The organism is Steroidobacter flavus (assembly GCF_042651805.1).
GTDB lineage: Bacteria > Pseudomonadota > Gammaproteobacteria > Steroidobacterales > Steroidobacteraceae > Steroidobacter > Steroidobacter flavus.
Map to the genome: position 1 here is coordinate 813,103 of NZ_JBHSDU010000003.1, position 21,897 is coordinate 834,999.

Annotated in this window: 20 protein-coding genes and 1 riboswitch; of the genes, 6 read left to right on the top strand and 14 right to left on the bottom strand. The window is 61.7% G+C overall.

The genetic code is table 11. The annotated features are described in order from the left end of the window. Positions 1–648, bottom strand: a complete 648-nt coding sequence (locus tag ACFPN2_RS09085; protein WP_380596293.1) for a YdeI/OmpD-associated family protein — start codon at positions 646–648, stop codon at positions 1–3. 126 nt (positions 649–774) lie between these two features. Here ACFPN2_RS09085 and ACFPN2_RS09090 point away from each other — a divergent pair, with 126 nt between their 5' ends. After that, entirely contained in the window at positions 775–1,701 is a 927-nt protein-coding gene (locus tag ACFPN2_RS09090; RefSeq protein ID WP_380596294.1) for a cyclase family protein, read from the top strand. Here ACFPN2_RS09090 and ACFPN2_RS09095 read toward each other — a convergent pair. The 3 genes from ACFPN2_RS09095 to ACFPN2_RS09105 form a co-directional block, all read right to left on the bottom strand. Beyond that, complete coding sequence (locus ACFPN2_RS09095) at positions 1,694–2,602, bottom strand: hypothetical protein (RefSeq protein WP_380596295.1); 909 nt, start codon at positions 2,600–2,602, stop codon at positions 1,694–1,696. The two genes, ACFPN2_RS09090 and ACFPN2_RS09095, sit on opposite strands and share 8 nt — an antisense overlap. 69 nt (positions 2,603–2,671) lie before the next feature. Continuing rightward, positions 2,672–3,391: a prolyl hydroxylase family protein gene (locus ACFPN2_RS09100; RefSeq protein ID WP_380596296.1), complete on the bottom strand. Its 720-nt coding sequence runs from the start codon at positions 3,389–3,391 to the stop codon at positions 2,672–2,674. Between the two features lie 33 nt (positions 3,392–3,424). After that, on the bottom strand, positions 3,425–4,153 hold the full coding sequence (locus tag ACFPN2_RS09105; protein WP_380596297.1) for a DUF3025 domain-containing protein: 729 nt from the start codon (positions 4,151–4,153) through the stop codon (positions 3,425–3,427). 238 nt (positions 4,154–4,391) lie between these two features. Between ACFPN2_RS09105 and ACFPN2_RS09110 the strand changes: the two genes are divergently transcribed. Then, positions 4,392–5,972, top strand: a complete 1,581-nt coding sequence (locus ACFPN2_RS09110) for an HDOD domain-containing protein (protein ID WP_380596298.1) — start codon at positions 4,392–4,394, stop codon at positions 5,970–5,972. A 2-nt stretch (positions 5,973–5,974) separates the two neighbouring features. Here ACFPN2_RS09110 and ACFPN2_RS09115 read toward each other — a convergent pair whose 3' ends face one another. From ACFPN2_RS09115 to ACFPN2_RS09130, 4 genes are read right to left on the bottom strand one after another with little or no spacing between them, the layout of a single operon-like run. Beyond that, positions 5,975–6,787 (bottom strand): phosphotransferase, encoded by an 813-nt coding sequence (locus ACFPN2_RS09115; RefSeq protein ID WP_380596299.1) that lies wholly within the window; start codon positions 6,785–6,787, stop codon positions 5,975–5,977. 6 nt (positions 6,788–6,793) lie between these two features. Beyond that, on the bottom strand, positions 6,794–7,459 hold the full coding sequence (gene pnuC, locus ACFPN2_RS09120; RefSeq protein ID WP_380596300.1) for a nicotinamide riboside transporter PnuC: 666 nt from the start codon (positions 7,457–7,459) through the stop codon (positions 6,794–6,796). Between the two features lie 15 nt (positions 7,460–7,474). After that, entirely contained in the window at positions 7,475–7,726 is a 252-nt protein-coding gene (locus tag ACFPN2_RS09125; RefSeq protein WP_380596301.1) for a YkoF family thiamine/hydroxymethylpyrimidine-binding protein, read from the bottom strand. Further along, positions 7,726–9,888: a TonB-dependent receptor gene (locus ACFPN2_RS09130; RefSeq protein ID WP_380596302.1), complete on the bottom strand. Its 2,163-nt coding sequence runs from the start codon at positions 9,886–9,888 to the stop codon at positions 7,726–7,728. The genes ACFPN2_RS09125 and ACFPN2_RS09130 overlap by 1 nt, the downstream gene beginning before the upstream one ends. 72 nt (positions 9,889–9,960) lie before the next feature. Continuing rightward, positions 9,961–10,083, bottom strand: a riboswitch (TPP riboswitch). Between the two features lie 96 nt (positions 10,084–10,179). On the opposite strand from ACFPN2_RS09130, the gene ACFPN2_RS09135 reads away from it, so the two are divergent. Together ACFPN2_RS09135 and fusA are read left to right on the top strand one after the other, a co-directional pair. Continuing rightward, positions 10,180–11,085 carry a PhzF family phenazine biosynthesis isomerase gene (locus tag ACFPN2_RS09135; RefSeq protein WP_380596303.1) on the top strand — a complete coding sequence of 302 codons (906 nt, stop codon included), beginning with the start codon at positions 10,180–10,182 and terminating at the stop codon, positions 11,083–11,085. A gap of 317 nt (positions 11,086–11,402) precedes the next feature. After that, entirely contained in the window at positions 11,403–13,559 is a 2,157-nt protein-coding gene (gene fusA, locus ACFPN2_RS09140; RefSeq protein WP_380596304.1) for an elongation factor G, read from the top strand. Between the two features lie 147 nt (positions 13,560–13,706). Here the strand turns inward: fusA and ACFPN2_RS09145 are convergent, their stop codons facing one another. Genes ACFPN2_RS09145 through ACFPN2_RS09160 form a run of 4 tightly spaced genes read right to left on the bottom strand, consistent with a single transcriptional unit; the run spans position 13,707 to position 17,772 of the window. Beyond that, positions 13,707–14,732: a serine hydrolase domain-containing protein gene (locus ACFPN2_RS09145; protein ID WP_380596305.1), complete on the bottom strand. Its 1,026-nt coding sequence runs from the start codon at positions 14,730–14,732 to the stop codon at positions 13,707–13,709. After that, a complete protein-coding gene (locus ACFPN2_RS09150; protein WP_380596306.1) occupies positions 14,729–15,421 on the bottom strand; it encodes a hypothetical protein in 693 nt (230 codons plus the stop codon). The genes ACFPN2_RS09145 and ACFPN2_RS09150 overlap by 4 nt, the downstream gene beginning before the upstream one ends. A 6-nt stretch (positions 15,422–15,427) precedes the next feature. Next, entirely contained in the window at positions 15,428–16,948 is a 1,521-nt protein-coding gene (locus ACFPN2_RS09155; RefSeq protein ID WP_380596307.1) for an ATP-binding cassette domain-containing protein, read from the bottom strand. After that, positions 16,912–17,772: an MBL fold metallo-hydrolase gene (locus ACFPN2_RS09160; protein ID WP_380596308.1), complete on the bottom strand. Its 861-nt coding sequence runs from the start codon at positions 17,770–17,772 to the stop codon at positions 16,912–16,914. The genes ACFPN2_RS09155 and ACFPN2_RS09160 overlap by 37 nt, the downstream gene beginning before the upstream one ends. Before the next feature lie 144 nt (positions 17,773–17,916). Between ACFPN2_RS09160 and ACFPN2_RS09165 the strand changes: the two genes are divergently transcribed. Further along, entirely contained in the window at positions 17,917–18,171 is a 255-nt protein-coding gene (locus ACFPN2_RS09165) for a CopG family transcriptional regulator (protein ID WP_380596309.1), read from the top strand. After that, a complete protein-coding gene (locus ACFPN2_RS09170; protein WP_380596310.1) occupies positions 18,149–18,643 on the top strand; it encodes a PIN domain-containing protein in 495 nt (164 codons plus the stop codon). Before ACFPN2_RS09165 ends, ACFPN2_RS09170 begins: the two co-directional genes overlap by 23 nt. On the opposite strand, the gene ACFPN2_RS09175 is transcribed toward ACFPN2_RS09170, so the two are convergent. Beyond that, positions 18,579–19,475: a transglutaminase family protein gene (locus ACFPN2_RS09175; RefSeq protein ID WP_380596311.1), complete on the bottom strand. Its 897-nt coding sequence runs from the start codon at positions 19,473–19,475 to the stop codon at positions 18,579–18,581. The genes ACFPN2_RS09170 and ACFPN2_RS09175 overlap by 65 nt on opposite strands. Continuing rightward, positions 19,472–21,889 (bottom strand): circularly permuted type 2 ATP-grasp protein, encoded by a 2,418-nt coding sequence (locus ACFPN2_RS09180; protein WP_380596312.1) that lies wholly within the window; start codon positions 21,887–21,889, stop codon positions 19,472–19,474. Before ACFPN2_RS09180 ends, ACFPN2_RS09175 begins: the two co-directional genes overlap by 4 nt. Between the last annotated feature and the right edge of the window lie 8 nt (positions 21,890–21,897).

Genomic DNA, 21,897 nt, shown 5'->3' on the forward strand with positions numbered 1-21,897 from the left:
TCAACTCCGCTTCTTCTTCGCCCGCTTCACCGCTGACTTCTTCTCCACCCGCTGAGGCACGATGGTCTCGCCCCTGGCCAGCATCGCCACCAGCGTTTCAATCTTCCTCGCCCGCCCGGCCGGTGTTTTCATATTGTTGGTCCGGAACGTCAGTGCGAACAAGTTCTGTCGGTTGAGCGATTCGAAGGTCTTGCGAGCGCGGGCGTTGGCATCGATGGCGGCGCGGAGATCTTTGGGAACTGTATCCACAGAGGAACTGCGGATCGGTGCATAGGCGGCGTCCCAGCGGCCGTCGGCCTTGGCGGCGTCGATGTGCTTTTGGCCGTGAGGTGTCATCCGCCCCGCCGCGGTCAGTCGCGCGACGTGTTCGCGATTGATGTGACTCCAGATGCTCTTGGGCTTGCGCAGACAGTAGCGCTGCAGGAACGAAATCTCGTCGTACGACTTGCGAATTCCATCGATCCAGCCCCAGCACAGCACGACCTCCAGCGCCTCGGCATAAGTCACCGTCGGCTTGCCGGAATCTTTCTTGAAGATCCGCAGCCACAGCTCCTCTTCGCGGTCGTGATGCTTGCTCAGCCAGGCCTCGAACTCGGCCGCCGAGCGAAAACTCTTGATCCTTTTCGGATCCACGATCACTTGGGCCATTCCGGGTCGCTCCGTGTCCGAACACGGCTTGTAGTCTAACTTAAACGTGCTTCAATTCTTTTCGATGGTCCCCGGCCACCGGCTCGGGGGATACTGACCGGCGCATTCCGAGAGAGGTCGTTTCAGATGAGTCCCGCCAGCCCGCAAAAGCGTGTCCAGTTCGATTTCGAAATCGAGTTTCTGAATGGCGGTGGCATTCAGGGCCAAGGGTTCCGATTGGATATCGAAGGCGAGGACATAGATGACAGCGCGCTGGCGCAGTACATCGTTCAAGACCTGCGCTTGCTGATGGTCGGGCGCGTGGCGATTTTGAACAAGACCATCATCGCCGAACCTCACAAGCGCTCGCGCGCCACGGCGGCAGTGGAGGATAAGGCGGCAGCGACGCTCATCGATCTGAGTCACACTATCGAAGATGGCATGATCACGTACAAGGGACTGCCGGCGCCGATCATTTGCGATCACCTCAGCAGAGAACAATCTCGCAGCCTGTACGCGCCGGGGACGGAGTTTCAGATCGGCAAGATCACGATGTGCTCCAACACCAGTACCTACATCGACAGCCCGTTTCACCGTTACGCCGACGGCACGGACATCGCGGGCCTGACGTTGAATACGCTGGTTGGCCTGGACGCGGTGGTCGTGCATGCCGACGGCATGTCAGGTCGAAAGATTCCGGCCGAGGCGTTCGGTGCGATCGATGTTCGCGGCAAGGCGGTGCTCGTTCACACGAACTGGTCGCGTCATTGGCGCACGGATCAATACTTCGAAGGCCATCCGTTCCTGACGGCCGAGGCCGCCGAGTATTTGAAGAAGGGAGGGGCAAAGCTGGTCGGCATCGATTCTTATAACATCGACGACACCACCGGCGGGCACCGGCCCGTTCATACCACCCTGCTCGGTGCGGGCATCCCTATCGTCGAGCACATGCGTGGGCTCGAGCTCGTGCCGGCAACCGGCGCGACATTCACCGCGGTCCCACCGAAGGTCAAAGGAATGGGAACATTCCCAGTGCGCGCATTCGCGACGCTGCCGGGTCAGCGCGTCACTTAGACGACGCTGACTTCCGATCGTGTAGCGGCTCGAACGACACGGCCGGCTCGGTGGGATGCGCATATTCTCCCTTGCCGACCTGGCTGCAGACATGAGTCACGCCCTTGACCTTGGCCCAGGCCCGCGCATCGTCCGGGCCGGAGGCAACGACCAACACGCGTCGATGTCCCAGATCGCCGAACGCCTCGGCCGCTTGTTTCTCATGCCACCTCGACCCCGTCTTGGGATGCTCGAGCATGATGCCGTCCACGTAACGCTCGCCGCCCTGGCCGCGTGAGTCGCCGCGGTCCCAGGGGCCATTGGAAACGATGATGAAGTCCGGATTGATCGCCCGCCGTTTCTCATCGAGCCGTCGCACCAGATCGATGGCGCCATCGGTCCACTCATCCTTTTCTTTCTGCGGCCAATCGTCCCAATGAGCTTCCTTGTTCCACGGCCGCGCACCGAGCGCATCCAGAAATACGCCGTCCACCTGGCCATCGCGCATCAACTGCGTGACGTAATCGACGACGTGCTGTATCCAGGGCGAGCCAGGACGCATGTCGGTCATGTGAGTTTTGGGATAACTGACCCGCTCTCCTTCGCGCGGATACGGCCACAGCGGCACGCGCGACGGGTCATTCATATATAACTCGTTGTCGAGCTTGCACACGCGGGTATCGGGACGCTCAGTCGCGGCGATATATTGAAGAACTTCGGCGCCCTTGCGTCGCGCATCCGCGAACGCGGGATCGTTCCGATTGCAACGCCCGGCGATGATCATGCCGCCCGGCTGTGCGTAAAGAGAAACGTTCGTGGTGTCCTTAAAAGCGATACCCAGCGGATTCGCCGCCTCAGTCCGTTGCGCGCTCATCGCCAGAACGACTGCGCACGCGAAGATCGAATGACGGAAGATACTCATGTGCCACCACCTGCATCACTGGCGCAAAGCGACGCCACTGTTGAGGCACTGGGCTCGAGAAAAAGTTCGCTAGGGAATCCCCACCGCCACACCCCGACCCTTGCCCAACCGCGGCGGTTGCGCGATCTGTTTCGGTCGGCGGCGCTGATATTCGTCCATCCACATCTGGTTGATCTCCTCCGGCGGGGGCATGCCGGCGACGCGCATCCAGCTGACGATGGTGTAACGATGACCGGCAGTGACGGGGCGCACGCCGTGGATGTAATTGTGATCGGAAGGAAAACACACGAGCGTGCCCGCTTCCGGCTCGATGACCAGATCGAGCGCCGGGAAGAATAATTCACCGCCCGAGAAATCATCGTTGATGAAATAGACCACGGACAGATCGCGGTCCAGAGTCTTTTCCCAGAGCTCGAGGCCGTCGTCGTCCTTGTAGAGCGTTTCCGCGTCGACGTGCGGAATGTAATGACCGCCGACGCCGTAATGAAGAATTTGTAATGGCTCGCGGTCGCGCACCTCAACCTTGTAAAACGGATTGACGATCGACTCGATACAGCCGTCGTCGATCGCGGCCAGTTTCTTTTCGATGGCCTTGGTGAGCTTCACATGCTGGGTGTCGCGGATCTGTTTGTTGATCACCCACTCGACCTGATCTTCGGCGGCGTCATCCTCGAAGTTCGAGACCGGCGAGTCGGCCATGCCGGCCCGTCGTAAGAAACGGGTGAGCTCCGCGAGATCGTCCGACCCCACGGCATTTCGCCGCACCAACACACCATCGCGCAGGTTCATAGCGGACAGGCTATACGGGATGACGGGCTCGCATCAACGCGGCCGCCGAAAAACATCGGCATCATCATAGAAGGCGGGATGCTCATTGGCGGGCCACCAGCCAGGCACGCCGAGCACGGGCAAGGGAAGAAAGTCCTTGGCCGCCAGTCGTGGCAACGTCAAGCTCGAGGCAATCGCCTCATCGGTGAACTCCTCGACCAGCCAGACGTGAGCGGTGATGGGCTTGCGTGGCTGCATCAGCTTTTCGAGCAGCGCGTGACCGAAGAGCGCAAGGTGCGCCGACGCCCATTGCGCTCGGTGTTCGATGAAGAGCGGCTGCCAATTGCGCGCACGTAACGCCTCAACCAACACCGCCGGCGCTTGGAATATCGCGGCGTTCTCATCGAACAGCGTCATGGCATCGCGTAACGGGCCGCGAGCGCCGGCAACGCTCCCTCGCGCCGTGATCTCTTCCGCATGAAGCACATTCAAACGTCGCTTGGTCTTCGGGTAGCTGAGCCACATCAGCCCGTTGAACAGGTCGTGCAGATTGTCGCGAGTCGGGACGCACGCCGTGCGCGCAATGAAGGACTCGTAAGGCTCGCCCTCAGGCAACGCGGCCTGCTCGACAAAGCGAATGCCGCCGCTCGACGCGGCGTTCAACGCATCGGCTACCGAATCCGCTTTCGCCGCCGCCACGGCCCGCGCAGCGCACAGATAGGGCATCAGCCACGGAGCCGGTGTGTTCAAAGTCTCGGCCAGCGAGGCCAATGGAAGAATCATGACGCCGTATTCTACGGGTGGAACCGATGGCGACGGCAGGGAATCGGCCGACATCGCATGCTCGATGAGATGCGACGTGGGTCTCACTCGGCTCCAAGTCAGTGCGCCCCACGTATCTTCCCCACTCAAGGAAACTCCCAGAGGGTCGATGCACGTTGATACACAGTCTCAGCGGAATAGAAAACGCGGGCCGAGGATGCTCACCGGCCGCGAATGACATTACGAACTCATGCCGAGCATGCCGACGCGTACCGAAGATCATCGACCGCCAGGACTGGACGCGATCCTGCGCCGTTTGCGCAGTTGCTCGGGCTTTCCGACGCTGTCGACCACCATCGTCGACATCAACAGCGTCGTCGCCAACGAGCTGCACAGTGCCCGGCAATTAACACAGGTTATTCTGCGCGACGCCTCGCTCACCACCAAGCTGCTGCAAGTGGTGAACTCGGCGCTCTATGGCCAATATCACGGCCGCATCCGTACGGTCTCCAAGGCAGTGATGATTCTCGGCTGCGACGAGGTGAGGAACACCGCCATGGCGCTGACCATGCTGGAGTTCTCCAAAGGCCGTCCGCAGGAGAAGTCGCTGCAGAACGAGCTGGTCGGCGCCTTCTTCGCCGGCGTCGTCTCGAAGCAGCTGGGCCAGCGGCTCGGCATCCCGAACAGCGAAGAAGCCGTCATCTGCGCCATGTTCCAAAGCTTGGGACGGCTGCTGGTGACGTTCTTCCTGTACGAGGAGAATCAGAAGATTCGCGCACTGGTGGACAAGGAGATTCCCGAAGAAGCCGCCGCTGAACGCGTGCTCGGCATTTCATATCGCGAGTTGGGCGTGGGCGTGGCGCGCGAATGGAATTTCCCGGCGCGGTTGATCGAAGGCATGGAGACGCTGTCGACTCGCGAGATCTCGGCCCCTACCGGTGACGTCGATCGCTTGAAGGTCGCGGCCAACTACGCCAACGACCTGTGCAACGCCGCCCTTCGCACCCCGCCCTCCAGTAAGTCGGCCGCCTTGTTTGCGCTCAGCAGACGCTACGGCCCCGCGATCAAACTCGATGTCAGAGAACTGGGCGCCCTCATCGATCAAAGCCTCAAGGAGATGGCCGAGCGCACGACCGGGCTCGATGTCCCGGCGGAGAAGAATGCGACGTGGCAAACGATCCGGGCCTGGAGCGGAACTCCGGCGGACACCGCCGAGACCTCGACCGCCGAGCCCGCCCAGACTCCCGATCCGTTGACGGAGCACGTCGACGCGATCGATGAACAACAGCAGGATGCCGCGACCACCGCAACCGAGACTTCGCAGCAGGCGCTGTCCGCCGGCATCCGCGATGTGACCGAAGCGCTCGCGACCGATTGCTCCTTGAACGACCTGCTGCACATGGTGCTGGAAACCATGTATCGCGGCATGGACTTCACGCGCACCCTGATTTTCATCCGGGACGCGCGCATGAACTCGATGCGCGCCCGCTTCGGTTTCGGCGCGGACATCGAGAGCATCATTCCTCAGTGCAGCTTTTCGTTGGCGTTCGCGCCGGACGCGTTCCATGTCTCCATCGAGAAGGGCGCCGACATCGTCATCGAGAACGCGCAGGCCGAGAACATCGCCCAGCGCATTCCGGAATGGCATCGCAAGGCGACTCGCGCCAGGAGTTTCATCCTGCTGCCGGTGATGTTGAAAGGGCAAGCCATCGGACTCTTGTACGCCGACTCGGAGAAACCCGACGGCATCAAAATCGATGCCGAGCAACTTGGCTTGCTACGAACGCTGCGCGGCCAGGTTACGCTGGCGTTCAAACATTGCGCGCCCGGGCGCGCCTGAGATCAGCCGCCGCTTTCGCGCACAGCCATCCACAGATCGCGCACGTAGTCGAACAACCAGCACGCCAGCTCCAGGCGATGCCAGGTCGTCAATTCGGTGAGTGAGGTGTACGAGCTCAGCAACTGCTCGCGCTGCAGTTTGTCGTACTTGTGATAAACGCACACCGACGCCAGATCGAACAACCGCTGCCCGACGCCCGCGTACTCCCAATCGATGAGCCGCAACGTGCCGTCGTCGGTGACATTCAAATGATGAACGTCGTTGTGACACAGTGTGGCGGCGGAGTTCTCGCGCAACTTCAGTGCGACCTGCAACGCTCGTTCGCGCAATGATTTGGTCGTCAGCGCCGGCTGAATGCCGCGCTCTTGCAACGTGCGGAAATAGCCTTCGAGCGTATCGTTCAGCTCCACGCGCCGGACGTTGACCGGCGGCGTCACGCGATGCAGGCGACGAAACAATTGTCCCAGGCGCTGGATGTTTTCTTCCTGGACGGCATCAGCCTCGGCCCAGGTATCGCCGAGATAGCGCGTGACCAGCACTCGCTGCGAAGGCTCGCACAGGAGCACGTCGGGCCCGATGCCCGCCTCGCTAACCGCCGCGAGCACCAGGGCTTCGCTCTGACGATCGATCTGCAGCGCTTCATCGGCGTTGTTACTGAGGCGCACGACGATGTCGTCCCGCTTGGTGCGCACCAGCCAGCTTTCATTGGTGAGCCCGTGCTTGATGGGCTCGCAGGACAGAACCGACTCGACCGCGATGCCCAGCACCCGCGCGGCGATGTCGAGCGCGCCGGCGGCGTTGCCAGCGGCCGTCATGCCAGCTCAAGTCGAGGGCGCGGCGACCACCGACTTACTCTGCAACTGCTGTTCCCGCCGCCACACGAAATATCCACGCACCACGATCCCGAGATAGATGATGAACAACACCGTGGTGGCGAGCAGCCCCTGGCTGAAGTACAGCCAGGCAGCGACGCCGTCGACCACGATCCAGTACAACCAGTTCTCGATTATGCGTCGCGCGACCATCCAAGTGGTAACAATGCTGCCCCAGGTGACGAAAGAATCCAGATACGGCGCCGGCGAGTCGGTCCATCGCGACAGGGCCCAGCCATTCAGCGCGCTCACGATTATGACAAGCACCGCGACCATCACATGCTGGTTCACAGTCCACGACTCGATTCGCACCTCGCCGGACTCGGTTCGCCCGCGCTTCCAGTCGATGAAGCCGTACACAGCCATCGCCAGGTAAAACACCTGCAGTAGCGACTGCATGTACAGCGACGCCTGCGCGAACAGCACCAGATAAATCGTTGTGCTCAAAAATGCACACAACCAGCACAGCAGGTTGCGACGGACCGCCAGCAGCAGATAGGCCAGGCCGATCAACGCCGCCGCGGCTTCCCATGGCGAGGTCGCCAGGAATTGCTCGACGATGATTTTCGTCATCGGTGCCGGCGCAAGCGATGCCCGGAGGATGGCTTCTTCCATGGACGCTCTCGCGGCTCAGGCGTCGGGCACGGTGCCGCCGAGCACCTTCATCACGAACACTTTGCGACCGTGCTCGGCGAAGCTGGCTGCGGTCTCCTTGCCAAGGATCTCGAACAAGCGCGCATGCTCGCCCGCGATCTGCGTGCTCATGGCGTTGGTCGTGACGTGCAGCTCGGGATACTTGTTCAGCCGATCGATGAAATCCTTGATCGGTGGAATGTAGTCGGCGTCGAGCGGATACAGACTGATCTCGATGGCGGTACGCATTATTTGAACTCCCAACGGAAAGTGACACCGAACTGCCGCGGCTCGCCCAGCTGCGTGTAGCGCTTGTTGGCGAAATCGGGCGGCTCGTTGCCGAAGTAGAACCCGCGCGTGTAGTAATCCTCGTCGAACACGTTACGGCCCCACGCATAGATGGCCCAGGTCTCAGCTTCATAACCGGCCTTGACGTGCGCGAGCGTGTACGAGTTAGAGCGATAGTTGTTCTTTTCCGGGTCGAGATCAGGCACGTCGAAGTAATAAGCGTCCGTCGCCGTCACATCGACCCGCGCCATCCAGCCCATCGGATGACGCCACGTGGCATTCACCGACCCCTGATACTCGGGTGCATACGCCTGATCGCGATCGCTCAGATCGGTAACGCCGTCAGGACGGAAGCCCGAGTAGCGAGTCCGCAGCAGGCCAAGCGCGGCGCCCAGCTCCAACTGTTCGGTCACACGCCAACGCACGCTGCTTTCGATGCCCTGGTTGCGGCCGCCCGACGCGTTGTCGGTGTAGAGCAGATAGCTGCTCGGATCGCCGGGGTTGAGCTGTGTGCTGATCGCCACCTGCATGTCGGTGCGCTTCATATAAAAGGCAGTGACATCCGCGTACAGACGACCTTCGAGCCACTGACCTTTCATACCCACGTCGAGGCCGACCAGATACTCGGGCAGGAACTGCGGCAGCACTTGCGCGGCCTCACCCAGATTGAAACCGCCGGCCTTGTAACCGCGCGACAGCGTCGCGAACCAGCGCAGATGATCGCGAGGATCGAAATAGAGCGTCGCTTGCCCGCCCCACATGGTGTCCTTCGCAGACGCATCGATGCCCGTCAGCTCGCCCTCGCCGGTGCGGCGATCGGTGTAGTCGGCATCGCGCTGCTCGCCCCGCAATCCGAATGACCAGCCCCAGCGCTCGCTGAACGGCGCTTCGACCTGCGCGTACACCGCGAGATTCTGCGCGTCGTAGTCGCTGTTCAGGGTCTTATCGGTGGAACCGGAATATTCCGGGAAGAACGGATCGATATAGACGCCCTGAGATGTGTAGTCGAGCTGCTCATCGACATCCAGCCCATACACGCCCGCGACCCACGTCAATCCATGCGGCGAGGCTGCTTCTTCAGAAGTGATGCGCGCTTCGAAACTGCGGCTGCGACGATCGCGCTGCTGGCGATCGAAATAATCGTAGGTGTACGGCGCCCAGGCTTGCTCGTTGCCCCAGTCGGCGTCGAAGCTGTAGTCGGTGTTGCTGTCGGACATCGTCGCCGTCAGCGTCAACCGCCCGAGGCTGCCGGCCGATGTATCGACGCGCAGCGCTGCGCCGTCGGACTTCTGCGCATCCTTGCCCGGACGATCGGCAAGCGACACGCGTGAGTTATCGATCGACCACGCGTCGTAGCCGTTGTTGAGATCCGCATGCAGCCAGGTCAGATCGACGGTCGTGCTCTCGCTCGGACGCCAGCGCCACTTGGCACGCGCGGTGAGCTCGTCGCGATCCATCGTGTCATCGCGACCGAGATAAGTATCTTTGCGAAAACCGTCGGAGCGATATTCCTGGACCGCCACGCGCCACGCCGAATTCAACGACTCGACCGGCCCCGTCGCCACTGCGCCGAGCGATTGACTGTTGTATTCGCCGACCGATGCCTCGGTGGCAAATCCAAATTGTTCTTCCGGATCGCGACCGCGCATGACGATCAGACCGCCGAGCGCATTGGCACCGTAGTGCAAGCCTTGCGGTCCGCGCAGCACTTCGATGCGATCCACATCGAACGTCGTCGCGGGCATGCCCATGCCGCTGAAATCGATATCGTCGATCAGAAATCCGATGGAAGGATTCGGCGCGCCCTGCCACTCCTCGCGCTCGCCGATACCGCGAATCTGGAAGAAACGTGGGCGCGACGTGCCGCTCGCATAAGTGAGATTCGGCACCGACGAGAGCACATCTTCGAAATGCTGGCGACCGGCGTCGCGCAAAGTCTTCGTGTCGAGCACGGTCACGCTGACGGGCGCCTCGACCAGAGATTGCTGACGGAGTGTCGCGGTGACGACCACTTCCTCGAGCACGTCCTGCTCGGCCGCCGCCGCCAGGCTGGTGGTGAGCGCCAGTGAAACGATCGCCGCCCGGGTGACTGTCCCGGCACTGTTTTGTTTATCGATGAGCATGGCCAGATCCTCGTTCGAGAAAGATCCGGCGCGAGCGGAGTGGGAGCGGGGGGAAATGAACGGGCACAACGACTGTGGCCGACTACCTGCTCCCTACGCCGGTACTAACCGGATCAGGTTCAACGGGTTTGCCAATGAGCCGTGCAGGCGGGTTGGCATCTCGGGCCCCAGTCAGGGCCACCCCTAAGGCGGGCGCGATTGTAACAAAGTGCCCCCATCACCTACAAAGCACTGTGCACCAATCGGTTCTAGCGCTATAAGGAGCGCTTTCGTTTGCCAATGGCTGCAACCATGCCCAACCGACATTGCCGGCTGTTTCACGTCGACGCGTTCACTCGCCAACGCTTTACCGGCAATCCGGCCATCGTGGTGCTGGACGCGGACAATCTGTCCGATGAGCAGATGCAGACCATCGCCACCGAAGTGAACGGCGAGACGGCGTTCGTGCTGGAAGCCGAAGCCAGCGATCACGACATGCAAGTGAGGTTCTTCACGCCCCGGCACGAAGTGCCGTTCGTGGGTCATGCCACCATCGCCGCTCAATACGTGCGCGCCAAGAAAGATGGCAAGCCCGGCGGCAAGATCCGGCAGCGCACCGGCGCCGGCATCGTCGAAATCGAGGTCACCGAGATCGACGGCGACCTGCGCATCGCCATCACCCAGAACCCGCCCTCGCTCGGCCCTGTCATTCCGGAGCATCATCGCCGCCAGGTGTTGAATGCGCTTGGCATTTCCAGCCCGAGCCTGCACGTGGATTGTCCGCTGCAAGTTCTCACCAAAGGCGGCTCGCGCCTGTTGGTGGGCTTGAAGTCCAACGACCTGCTCGGCTCCATCAAGCCGGATTTCGAAGAGCTCGCCCGCCTCACCTCGCACGTGGGCGCGGAAGGTTATTTCGTGTTCGCGCTGGTCGAGAACAACGGCGTCGTGGGCACCGAGTCGCGAATGTTTGTCCCGGCGCTCGGTATCCGCGAAGACGCGGTCAGCGGTAATGCGCACGGCATGCTCGGTGTGTACCTGGTCAATCACGGCCTGATGACGCCGCAGGACGGGCGCGTCGTGTTCCAGGGCCGCCAGGGCATGTGGATGCGCCGCCCCGGCATGGTCGAAGTGGCCATCGAGTCGTCCGGCAAGGTCGCCCAGTCGGTGCGCATCGTCGGCGACGCGGTCATCGTGTACGAGGCGGACATTCAGGCCTGACCCGGAGGTCGTGCGACCAGGGCGCACGGCCGGCAGGCCCGAAAATCCCCTACTCCCGCGAATTTGGCCGGCCCCAGGGCCCGGCCGTACGGCCGCGGCTGAACGGCGGGCCGTCAAATTCCCGGCAATCCCTGAAAATTTTCTTTCTCTTACAACAACTTCGGCCGATTTTTCAGGTAGAATGCGCGCCCTTCGCCTGGGCGCCCTAGTTTTGGGCCGCCTGGGTCATCGTATTTGCGCGGTTTTCCGATAGAATCCGCGCCCGCTAAACGACCCACAAACCTAGCTGCGCACAGACCTTGTAACGGAAATCTGACATGCCCCGTACTACAGCCCTTGCCGATATTAGAAACATCGGCATCATCGCCCACGTCGACGCCGGTAAGACCACGACCACCGAACGCATCCTGTATTACACGGGCCGCAAGCACACGATCGTCGACGTTCACGACACCAAGGATCTGAAGTCCTCGACCACGACGGACTACATGGAGCAGGAGCAGAAGCGCGGTATCACGATCCAATCCGCTGCTGTCTCGACGTTCTGGCGCAAGAAGAAGATCAACGTCATCGACACCCCGGGGCACGTCGACTTCACCATCGAAGTGAACCGCTCCCTGCGCGTGCTCGACGGCGCGGTCGTCGTGTTCGACGGCGTCGCCGGCGTGGAGCCGCAGTCTGAAACGAACTGGCGTCTCGCCGACAACTACGGCGTGCCGCGTATTTGTTACGTCAACAAGATGGACCGCAGCGGCGCCAACTTCCTGCGCTGTGTGGACATGATCAAGAAGCGCCTCGGCGCCCGTCCGCTGCCGGTGCAACTGCCGATCGGCTCGGAAGACAACTTCAAGGGCATGGTCGACCTGGTCGAGATGAAAGCCCTGGTGTGGGATTCAGACGATCGCGACGCCAAGCCGGCCGAGCACGAAATCACCGCCGACATCGCCGACAAGCTGGGCATCAGCGTGCCAAGCGATCGCAAGATCCTCGCCGACATCGCCAAGTACCGCACCGAGCTGATCGACACCTGCCTGGAGCAGGACGACGCCGCGATGGAAAAGTACCTGGAAGATGGCGTCGAGCCGTCGGCCGATGTGCTGCGCAAGTGCCTCCGCAAGGGCACCATCACCGCCGTGTTCAACCCGGTGCTGTGCGGCTCTTCGTACAAGAACAAGGGCGTGACTCAGATGCTCGACGCCGTCGTCGACTATCTGCCGGCCCCCACCGACGTCGAAGCCATCAAGACCGTGGACCAGGACGGTAACCCGAACGGCGAGCGCAAGAGCTCGGACGACGAGCCGTTCTCGGCGCTGGCATTCAAGGTGCTCAACGACGCGTACGGCGCGCTCACCTTCGTGCGCGTGTACTCGGGCGTGCTCACTAAAGGCATGTCGGTGATGAACTCGACTCGCGGCAAGCGCGAGAAGATCGGCCGCATGGTGGAAATGTTCGCGAAGGACGCGAACCCGATCGAAGAAGCCCGCGCCGGTGACATCATCGCGCTGGTCTCGCTCGCTGAAACCGAAACGGGCGACACCCTGTGCGCGTCCGAGAGCCCGGTGATCCTGGAGCGCATGCGCTTCCCGGACCCCGTCATCAGCGTGTCGGTGAAGCCGAAGAACAAGGCCGAGCAGGAGAAGTTCGGCACCGCCCTGGGCAAGATGGTTCGCGCCGATCCTTCGCTGAAGCTCGAGACCGATCGCGAAACGGGCCAGACGATTCTGCGCGGCATGGGCGAGTTGCACCTCGAAGTGACGCTCGACCGTATCCGCACGGAGTACAACGTCGAAGGCGTCATGGGTCAGCCGCAGGTGGCATACCGCGAAGCTTTCACCAAGACGATCTCCGAGCAGTACGTCCACAAGAAACAGACCGGCGGTTCCGGTCAGTTCGCCGAAGTGTGGATCACGTTCGAGCCGCTCGAACGTGGCGCCGGCTTCATCTTCGAAGACGAAACGGTCGGCGGCTCGGTGCCGCGTGAATACGTGCCGTCGGTGGAAAAAGGCATCCGCATGCAGATGGAACAAGGCGTGCTGGCGCAGTACCCGACGGTGGACTTCAAGGCCCGCCTCACGGACGGCAGCTACCACGACGTCGACTCGAACGCTCTGACGTTCGAAATCGCCGCCAAGGCCTGCTTCCGCGAAGCCATCCGCAAGGCCGGCCCGATCCTGCTGGAGCCGGTGATGAAGGTCGAGACCGTGACCCCGGCCGACTACCTGGGCGACGTGATCGGCGACATGAACCGTCGTCGCGGCATGATCCAGGAACAGCTGGAGCGCGGCACCAACATCGCCGTCGTGGCCACCGTGCCGCTGTCGGAAATGTTCGGCTACATCGGCCATCTGCGTGGCATGACCTCGGGTCGCGCCTCGTACACGATGGAGTTCTCGCACTACGATCCAGTGCCGAAGAACGTCGCCGACGTGGTCATCGAGGAAGCCGCCAAGGCGCGCTCGGCGCCGAAGGCCTAGGCGATAAACCCGCCACCGGGCGCCTCGACTACCCGGAGCGAAATGATCCTGATGGTCGCAAGACCAACTCAATAAGGATATTCGCTCAATGGGTACGACATGAGCAAAGGGCGGTGTCTTCGGACACCGCCCTTTTTATTTGCGTTGCTATTGCGCCATCGCCGGCAACAAACGATCTCTGAGCCAGAACATCGGCTCGAGCATGTCGGGCTTGTTGAAGCGCGTGGCGGTCACGACGACCACGCTGCGCAGCTCGGGCATCACGATCAGGAAGCTGCCGCCATTGCCCTGCGCCCACCAGAGTCTTGTCTGAGGCAGCTTCGGATCTTTGGTGTGATCCAGCCACCATAGATAGCCGTAGCGCTGGTTCACATTGGGAATATTGGTACGTTCCTGGGTCATTGCGTCGATCCAGGCTTCGGAGACGATGCGGGTTTGTTTGTACATGCCGCGCTTCAGTACGACGTCGCCGATTTTGAGCAGGTCGTCCGGGCCCAATCGCAGGTGACCGCCGGTATCGACGCCGCGCTTGTTATCGAAATACCGCCACTCGGCGCGGCGCGCCTCGATGGGAATGAACAGGTTCTTCAATGCAAACGCATCGGCGGACATGCTCACTGCTGCTGCGAGAATCTCGCCCAGGGCTACGACGTTGCCGGTGCAGTAAGAGAATTCTTTGCCGGGATCGGCGCGCATCTTCTGTTCGCTCCAGAAAGCGACCCAGTCCTGCTCCCGATACATCTTGTCTTCATGGCCCGGCGACTTCGGATCCCAATCGTTGCAATCGAGACCGCTGCGCATGGTGAGCAGGTCTTCGAGCGTCATCGCCGCCTTGCACGGATCCTTTTCGAAGGTGGTGCGCCGGGTCGGGAGCAGATCCATCACTTTCGTTTGCACCGACGGAATCGCGCCCTTATCGATGGCGATACCGATCAACAGCGCCGTAATGGATTTCGTGGCAGAGCGAAGATCCGGCGGCCGCTTCTCCAACGTGTCCGCCACTGCGCGACCAACGACGTTGCCGTCGACCTGCATGATGAATGACTCGATGCCCGCGTGCTCGCCCGCCGCGACTTCAGCCGCGAGCTCTTGCGCCGGCTGCAATGGCTCGGCGCTCGACGTAAAGCTCAGCGCCAGCAGGATGGCGAAGAGCATGGCTGCAAAATACTTCATTGAATAGCCATCGCGGGTTCGTACTCCTTCACTCGCCCCCAATGCAGCTGCTGCACGCCGTGGCCAAACTGTCTTCCCTCCACCACCAGCAACTCGTCGGTCGACAGGAAGATCTCATTCGGGCATCGGTCCCCGCACTCGTATTTGTATTCGAGAGTCACGGTCACACTCTGCAGCGGACCCTTGCCACGGAAGAGATGATGCGTGAAGACGTCCTGATCGGTGATTGGTGCCTTGCCGTTGGTCGTCCACGGGTGGAAGAAATCCAAGACCGACCGCGTACGTCCGTCCTCCGCATCTTTGCCAAAGTAGGAGACGTTGCTTACTCGGACTTCTTGAGGACAAAGCCGCGAGACAGGTGGGTCCAGGCACACGGGCGCAATCGAGAACGGCCGGCCGCCCGGCAAAGTTACCAGCAAGTTCATTTCTATCTTTCGGGGGCGACTCGTCGGGCCCGCGGCGACAGGGACCACCGGCAATCCCACCCCACCGAAGCTTGCAAACCTCAGGTCCGACACGAAGCTCACCTGCAACGCCATATCTTCGTTGACCAGCCGCAGAACGCCCGGCTCTCCGGACGGCACCCCCGGTTTGTATGTATCGTAAACGAAGAATCTCGAACAGCCGCCCACGGTCAGCAGCATCGCAACGAATGCGACCTTCAAACCAGCGCCGCGGAAGGAGTTCATGGACGGCTAGTGTCTATCTAGCAACTGCGTTCGTCCACCCCGCTGAATCTTCAACACATGCCTCACCGCCGGCACGATGTCTTCCGGATCGTGCACAGCCATGACAATTTGTGTTCCTTGTTCCGCCAGTTGCTCGATGAACCCGAGCACAGTCGCTCGCACATCTCCATCGAGACCGGTGCACGGCTCGTCGAGCAGCAACAATTCCGGGTCGTTCATCATCGCCCTCGCGAACAACGCGAGACGCATCTGCCCGTAGGAGACTTGTCTCGGACCGCGAGCGCGCAGGTGTTCGATGTTGAAGAACTTCAGCCAGCGATCGGCGGCCTTGCGGTCCGCTCGGGTGGGCGCGTCGTTCAGGCCCACGCTGGAGTAGCGACCGGAGATCACGATCTCTTCAATGGACCTGGCGAGGAAATGATCCGCCTGCAACTCCGGCGACACCCACCCGAGCCGATGTTTCCAAGCTTCGATGTGCGTACCCTTCGGTGCGCCGTCACGCTCGATCGTGCCGCCAAGCGCGGGATGCAGATCGCCGTAGATCATATTGAGCAGCGAGCTCTTCCCCGACCCGTTCGCCCCGAGAATGGCCCAGTTCTCACCGCGCCCCAACGTCCAGTCGAATTTGCGAAGGACCGGGCGGTAGTCGCGATAAATCTCAGCGTTGCGAATGACAAAGAGCGGCGCCGTGCTCTTCTGCTTACGCGACTTACTCGCCAGAGCCGACGCATCGCGTGCCGTAACGGCAGCGGCCGTCCTCGGCCGCGCCGTGGAGAGTCGCCCGGCCTTCGCGTGCCCGGAAGGAGCCTTTGCGTCGCGAGCAACAAGCTGCTCGTGCCCGATCGGCCCGGCTGAAACAATCCGGCCCTGCTGAATATGCGCCACGTGCGTCACATTCTTCGGCAGCTCCTTCGGCCGATGCGACGTGATCACCCAATCGTGCCCGCCTCTGGGCTGCTCGAGCGCCTTCTTCAACTTCTCTTTGGCTCGAACATCCAATCCATTGAACACTTCATCGAGCAACAACACCGCCGCATTACCAGCGAACAATCGCGCGACCAATGCCAGGCGTCGCTGCCCGTAAGACAGCGAGAGAATGCGCCGCTGCCTCAAGCCCCACAGACCAAACCGCTTCAGAACTCGAGAAACGCGCTCGCGCTGAGCAGACGTCGGCTGACTCAACGGGATATCTTCGTCGAACAATCCGGTCGTCACCACCTGAGTGACCGTCAGATTCCAGTCGTAGCGAACATATTTATCCTGCCGCTCCGGCCCCACGTACGCGATCTGCTCCTTCAACAGCGAAGACGTGCGCCGCTGACGCCCGGTGGGCGTCGGCCACACGTCGCCGCAAAGCATCTTGAGCAGCATGGTCTTGCCGGAGCCGTTGGCGCCGATCAGCGCCCAGCGCTCGCCTCGACGCAAGGTGAAGCTGACCTCGTCGAGCGCCTGATGCGCCTCGAAGATCAGCGAACAGTTGACGAGCTCGATCAGCGGGACGGAGGGGGAGAGTTTTGCAGCGACCACTGGGCGTTGATTGCCGGCGAGTCGCGCACGACCCGGCCGTCTTCTTCAAGTTTCAACAGATGAGCCAGCAGCGAACCTTTCGCCACTGGATGCAAGCGGGAATCGACGTCGTCATACACGCTGACGACCAATGTATCTATATCGGCGCTACCGAGGCGACCGAGCCTTTCGACAACCTTCGCCTCTCGCTGCAGACGATGCGCGACGATGCGAACGATCTCCGCCTGCGCGTCTTCGATCGTCAGGCCATGACCGGGTGCGATACGAGTCACCGGCTCTTTCTGCAAGCGTGCAAGCGAGCGCAGGTAATCGCCCATGCTGCCATCCGGCGGCCCGATGACCACCGTCGATCCTTGCATCAAGTGATCGCCGGTAAACAACAAGCCCGTGCCTTCGAGCAGATAACAAAGATGATTCGACGCATGCCCCGGCGTATGCAGGGCGCGCAGCGCGAGCGATCCGATCGTCACTTGATCGCCATCATTCAGCAATTGGCTCGGCGAGAATCCGGAGTCCTGACGCCCGTGCACCGGCGCTGGTTTGCCCATCACTTTCGCGCCGCTCGCGTCGGCGAGCGCTTTGGCGGCGGGCGAGTGATCCGGATGGGTGTGAGTCGCGAGCACCGCATCGATGCGACCGCCGGTTTCTTTCAGGATGCGTTCGACGTGAACCGCATCCTCCGGCCCCGGATCGATCACCAGGTAACGATCGTGACCGATCAAATACGTGTTGGTCCCCGGCCCCGTCATGAACCCGGGATTGCGCGCCACGAGCCGGCGCACGCCAGGAGCGATTTCGTCGAGTTGTCCGGAGCTGAGTGGCATTGCACAAGACTACCACCACTCTCGCCCGCCTCGCTCGCCGGCACGCGTCAGCGACTACCGAGTTCCCGACACCGCTCGCGCCGCAAGATTGACCGGTCGCGACCCTTCACGTATTTTGCGTGAACCGAGTCGAGGTCCACTGAAATGGCCGAGAAACAGAACATCACCGTAGCGATCGAGCCTGCACTGCTCAAGCAGGCACGCGCCATCGCCGCGCGTCGCGGCACGAGCATCAGCGGGCTGCTCGCCGATGAATTGCGTCGCCTGGTCGCCGCGGATCGCACTTACGAAAAGGCACGCAAGAGAGCCCTGGAACTGATGAAAACGGGGCTTGGCGCTATGGCTAGCGGCCGCATGGAAAACCGGGATGAGATCCATGACCGCAGTCGTTTTCGTTGACACAAACATCCTGGTCTACGCGCATGACCCAGCGGCCGGCGAGAAACACATTCGGGCAACCCGTGCGTTGGAACGGCTGTGGGTTGAAGAAACAGGGCGCGTTTCCGTACAGGTCCTCCAGGAATTCTATGTAACGGCCATACGGAAGTTGAAGATTCCTCGCGCCAACGCACGTGAGGCCGTTCAAGTCTACGCGCCGTGGGTTCAATCGCCGACGACGCCGGAAATCATTCTGCGCGCCAGCGATCTCTCCGAATCGGCGCAACTCTATTTCTGGGATGCACTGATCGTCGCTTCCGCCGAAGAGGTTGAAGCCACCCTGCTCTACACTGAAGACCTCAACGCAGGCCAGACCATCGCTGGCGTCAGGATTGTCAACCCGCTTGCAGCGAATTACGACCTGCCCCCTACGACGCCATACTCTGTACATGAACCCGCACCGCCAAGGTATGGGAGCCGCCGCCGAGGATGACGCCGCGGAGAGGGGAAACGTCGCCGAAGTCGCGGCCCCAGGCGATGGCGATGTGATCGAGGCCGGCGCGGACGCCGTTGGTGGGATCGAACTCAACCCAGCCGAGCGGCGGACAAAACACAGCGACCCAGGCATGTGAAGCATCGGCGCCGACGAGTTGAGACGTGCCGGGCCGCGGCGTGGTGCGGAGATAGCCGCTGACATAGCGAGCCGCCAGCCCACGAGCGCGCAGGCAGGCGATCATCAGATGAGCGTAGTCCTGACACACGCCGCGCTTCTCTTCCAACACTTGCAGCAGTGGCGTCGAAATATCCGTCACGCCCGGCGTGTATTTCATCTCGCGATATAACTTCATCATCAGCGCATCCGCCGCCGCGAGCAGCGGCCGACCCGCGGAGAAACAATCCGCGCCATATTCAGTGAACGCCTGCTTGATGCGAACGTAAGGCGACTCGACGCGATAACGAAGGGCGTCGAGCTGTTCGTCGCCAGGCGGACGCGCGGTATAGAGCAGTCGATTGCGCGCACGTTCCCAAGCCTCCGTCGGTGCATCGGTCGAACGACGCTCACGCACTTCCACCTTCATCTCGCTGGTGACCGCCAGCTCCTGATGCGGCCGATTGAACTCCAAACGTCGCAAGGGATTTCCAAACGCATCGATCGCATCGAGGCTGCCAGACGGTTCCGGCGTGATGCAAATCGACTGCTCGCTGCACGACTGATGAGTCATCGCGCGCGGCACGAGATGAAGCAAATGATGTGCGTGCACGACCTCGGCGCTGTACTTGTACAACGTCTCGTGCTTGACGCGATAAGTCACGGCAGCGCTCATGCGGTCACCGCGTGACGGTCCAGTTCAGTGTGAGAGAAGTGGCGCATGGACAAGCGATCGGACAGCAGCGACGCCGCATCCACGACCTTGCTCAGCGCTCGAGAAAACCCTTGCCTCGCAAGATCGGCGCTATAGCCAGCACCTTCGAGCGCGCCGAAGTCCGCTTCAACCGCCTCAGTGACGGCTTGCTGGAAGAAATCGACCGCCAATTCCCCTGCCGATTCACTCAGCTGCTGAGTGATCGCACAGATCTCCTGCCCCAGAAACGCCAGCGACCTGGGATTCTTCGCGTCTCGCACCAGCAGCTGTAACAAGGGCGCCAGCCGCGGGCGATCGAAATATCGAGTGCGATAGGCGATCGTGCCGCTGGCGATATCCAGAATCCACTCCAGCTCGCCCTGCGTGGGCGCGGCCTCGCTCAATCGACGCGACAGGAGCAGGGACAAAAATGAAATGCGCTCGACCCTCCGTCCCAGCATCATCAGCCGCCACGCGTCGTCTTGAGTCATATCGTCATGCGCGAATCCCGACAGCGCCGCGCACGACAGCGTCAATCGATCCAGCGTCTCACGCACGTCGCTGCTACTGGAAGAAGCATCGTGATACTGACGCTGCACGACGCCAATGGCCCGCCAATGCTCCGCCGACAAACGACCGCGCGCCTGCGTCGCCGACCATTGCAAACGCTGCAGATCAGCCGCGATACCCAACTGATGTTGAGTATCGAACAAGCTCGCCGCCGGATCTGAATCCATCGGCGTGACACCCAAATGCCGACACGTATCGACAGCACGCGGCCACACTTCGGAGCGACGCTCTAACGCCAGCGTTCCTCGTAACAAGCGCACCTTGTCCTCACAGCGCGTCGCATACCGGCCGAGCCAATAAAGATTCTCACCCACGCGCGACGGCAAGCTTTCATTGCGAAGTCGACTGCGCGGCGCCAGTTCCGTCGCTTGCGAGCCTTCCTCGCCCTGTCCCAGCACCCAAACATCTTTACTGCCACCGCCGCGCTGAGTCGAAACCACATCGGCATAAACATCCGACGCGATACGCGCCATGCCGCCGGGAATCACTTGATAACCCTCGGGCCCCGCAATCGCGTACACACGTAAGGACAGCGCGCGTCCGGTCAGCCCGGTGCCTCGCCACACCGGCGTTTGCGATAACGCGAGGCGTTCCTGCGCGACGTAGGCATACGGCCGCGCCCGCAAGCGACGAATCAATCGGGCGCGAGCATCGCGAGTCAGGTCGCGACCGAAGACCGCTTCGAAGCGCTGATTCGGAAAGGTCGGCTTGATGACCAGGCGATCCAGCCCTTCCAGCACTTCTTCGAGCGCCGGCCGTTCGCCGCACCACCAGGTCGCGACCGACGGCAGCTGCAACGATTCGCCGAGCAACCATTCGCAAATCGAAGGTAGAAAACCCAGCCACGCGGCCGACTCGATCACGCCGCTGCCAAGCGCATTCCCCAGCACCACGCGACCCGCTCGCACCACTTTCAACAACCCCTGCACGCCGAGCGCTGAATCGGCGCGCAGTTCGGCCGGATCGCAAAAGTCATCGTCGAGCCGGCGGAGCACCGCATGCACGCGCTTCAAGCCGCCGAGCGTTTTCAGATACAACGTGTCATCGCGCACCGTGAGGTCCGAGCCCTCGACCAGCGAGAAGCCCAGCTGTCGTGCCAGATACGCGTGCTCGAAATAGGTTTCGTTGAACGGGCCGGGCGTGAGCACGACCGCGAGCGGCGTCTCGCTCTCCTCGACATTCGCCAGCAACCCATCCCGTAACGATGCGAAGGCCCCGCTCAAAGGACGCACATTGAGATCGTCGAGCGTATCGGCAAGGACGCGCGACACGATGCGTCGATTCTCCAGCGCATAACCGGGACCGGAAGGTGTTTGCGTACGATCGCTGAGCACCCACCAACGACCGTCGGGCGAGCGCGCCAGATCGGCGGCATACATATAAAGCCAGCGCCCGCCGCGCGGGACGGCGCCATGACAGGGCCACAGATAATTTGGATGACCGAAGGCGACCTCGGCCGGAGCCGTGCCTTCCTGGAGCAGCCGCTGCGGACCATACAAATCCGCGAGCAGCGCATCGAATAGTCTGGCGCGCTGAATCACGCCCCGCTCGATGCTCTGCCACTCCTCCGCCGACATGATCACCGGCAGCATGTCGAGCGTCCACAATCGATCGCGTCCCTGCGGATCGGCGTAGACGTTGTAAGTGACGCCGTTCTCGACGATCAGCCGTCGTGCGAGGTCCGCGCTACGCCGGACAGCATCAGGCCCGGCCTGCTCCAGCCGCTCCACCAACGCACGCCAATGCGGACGAATGCTGCCGTCGGGCGACAGCAGCTCGTCGTAACGCTGCAGATCGGGCGTATAGGTTTGAAGCGAGGCGGACATTCGAGCCT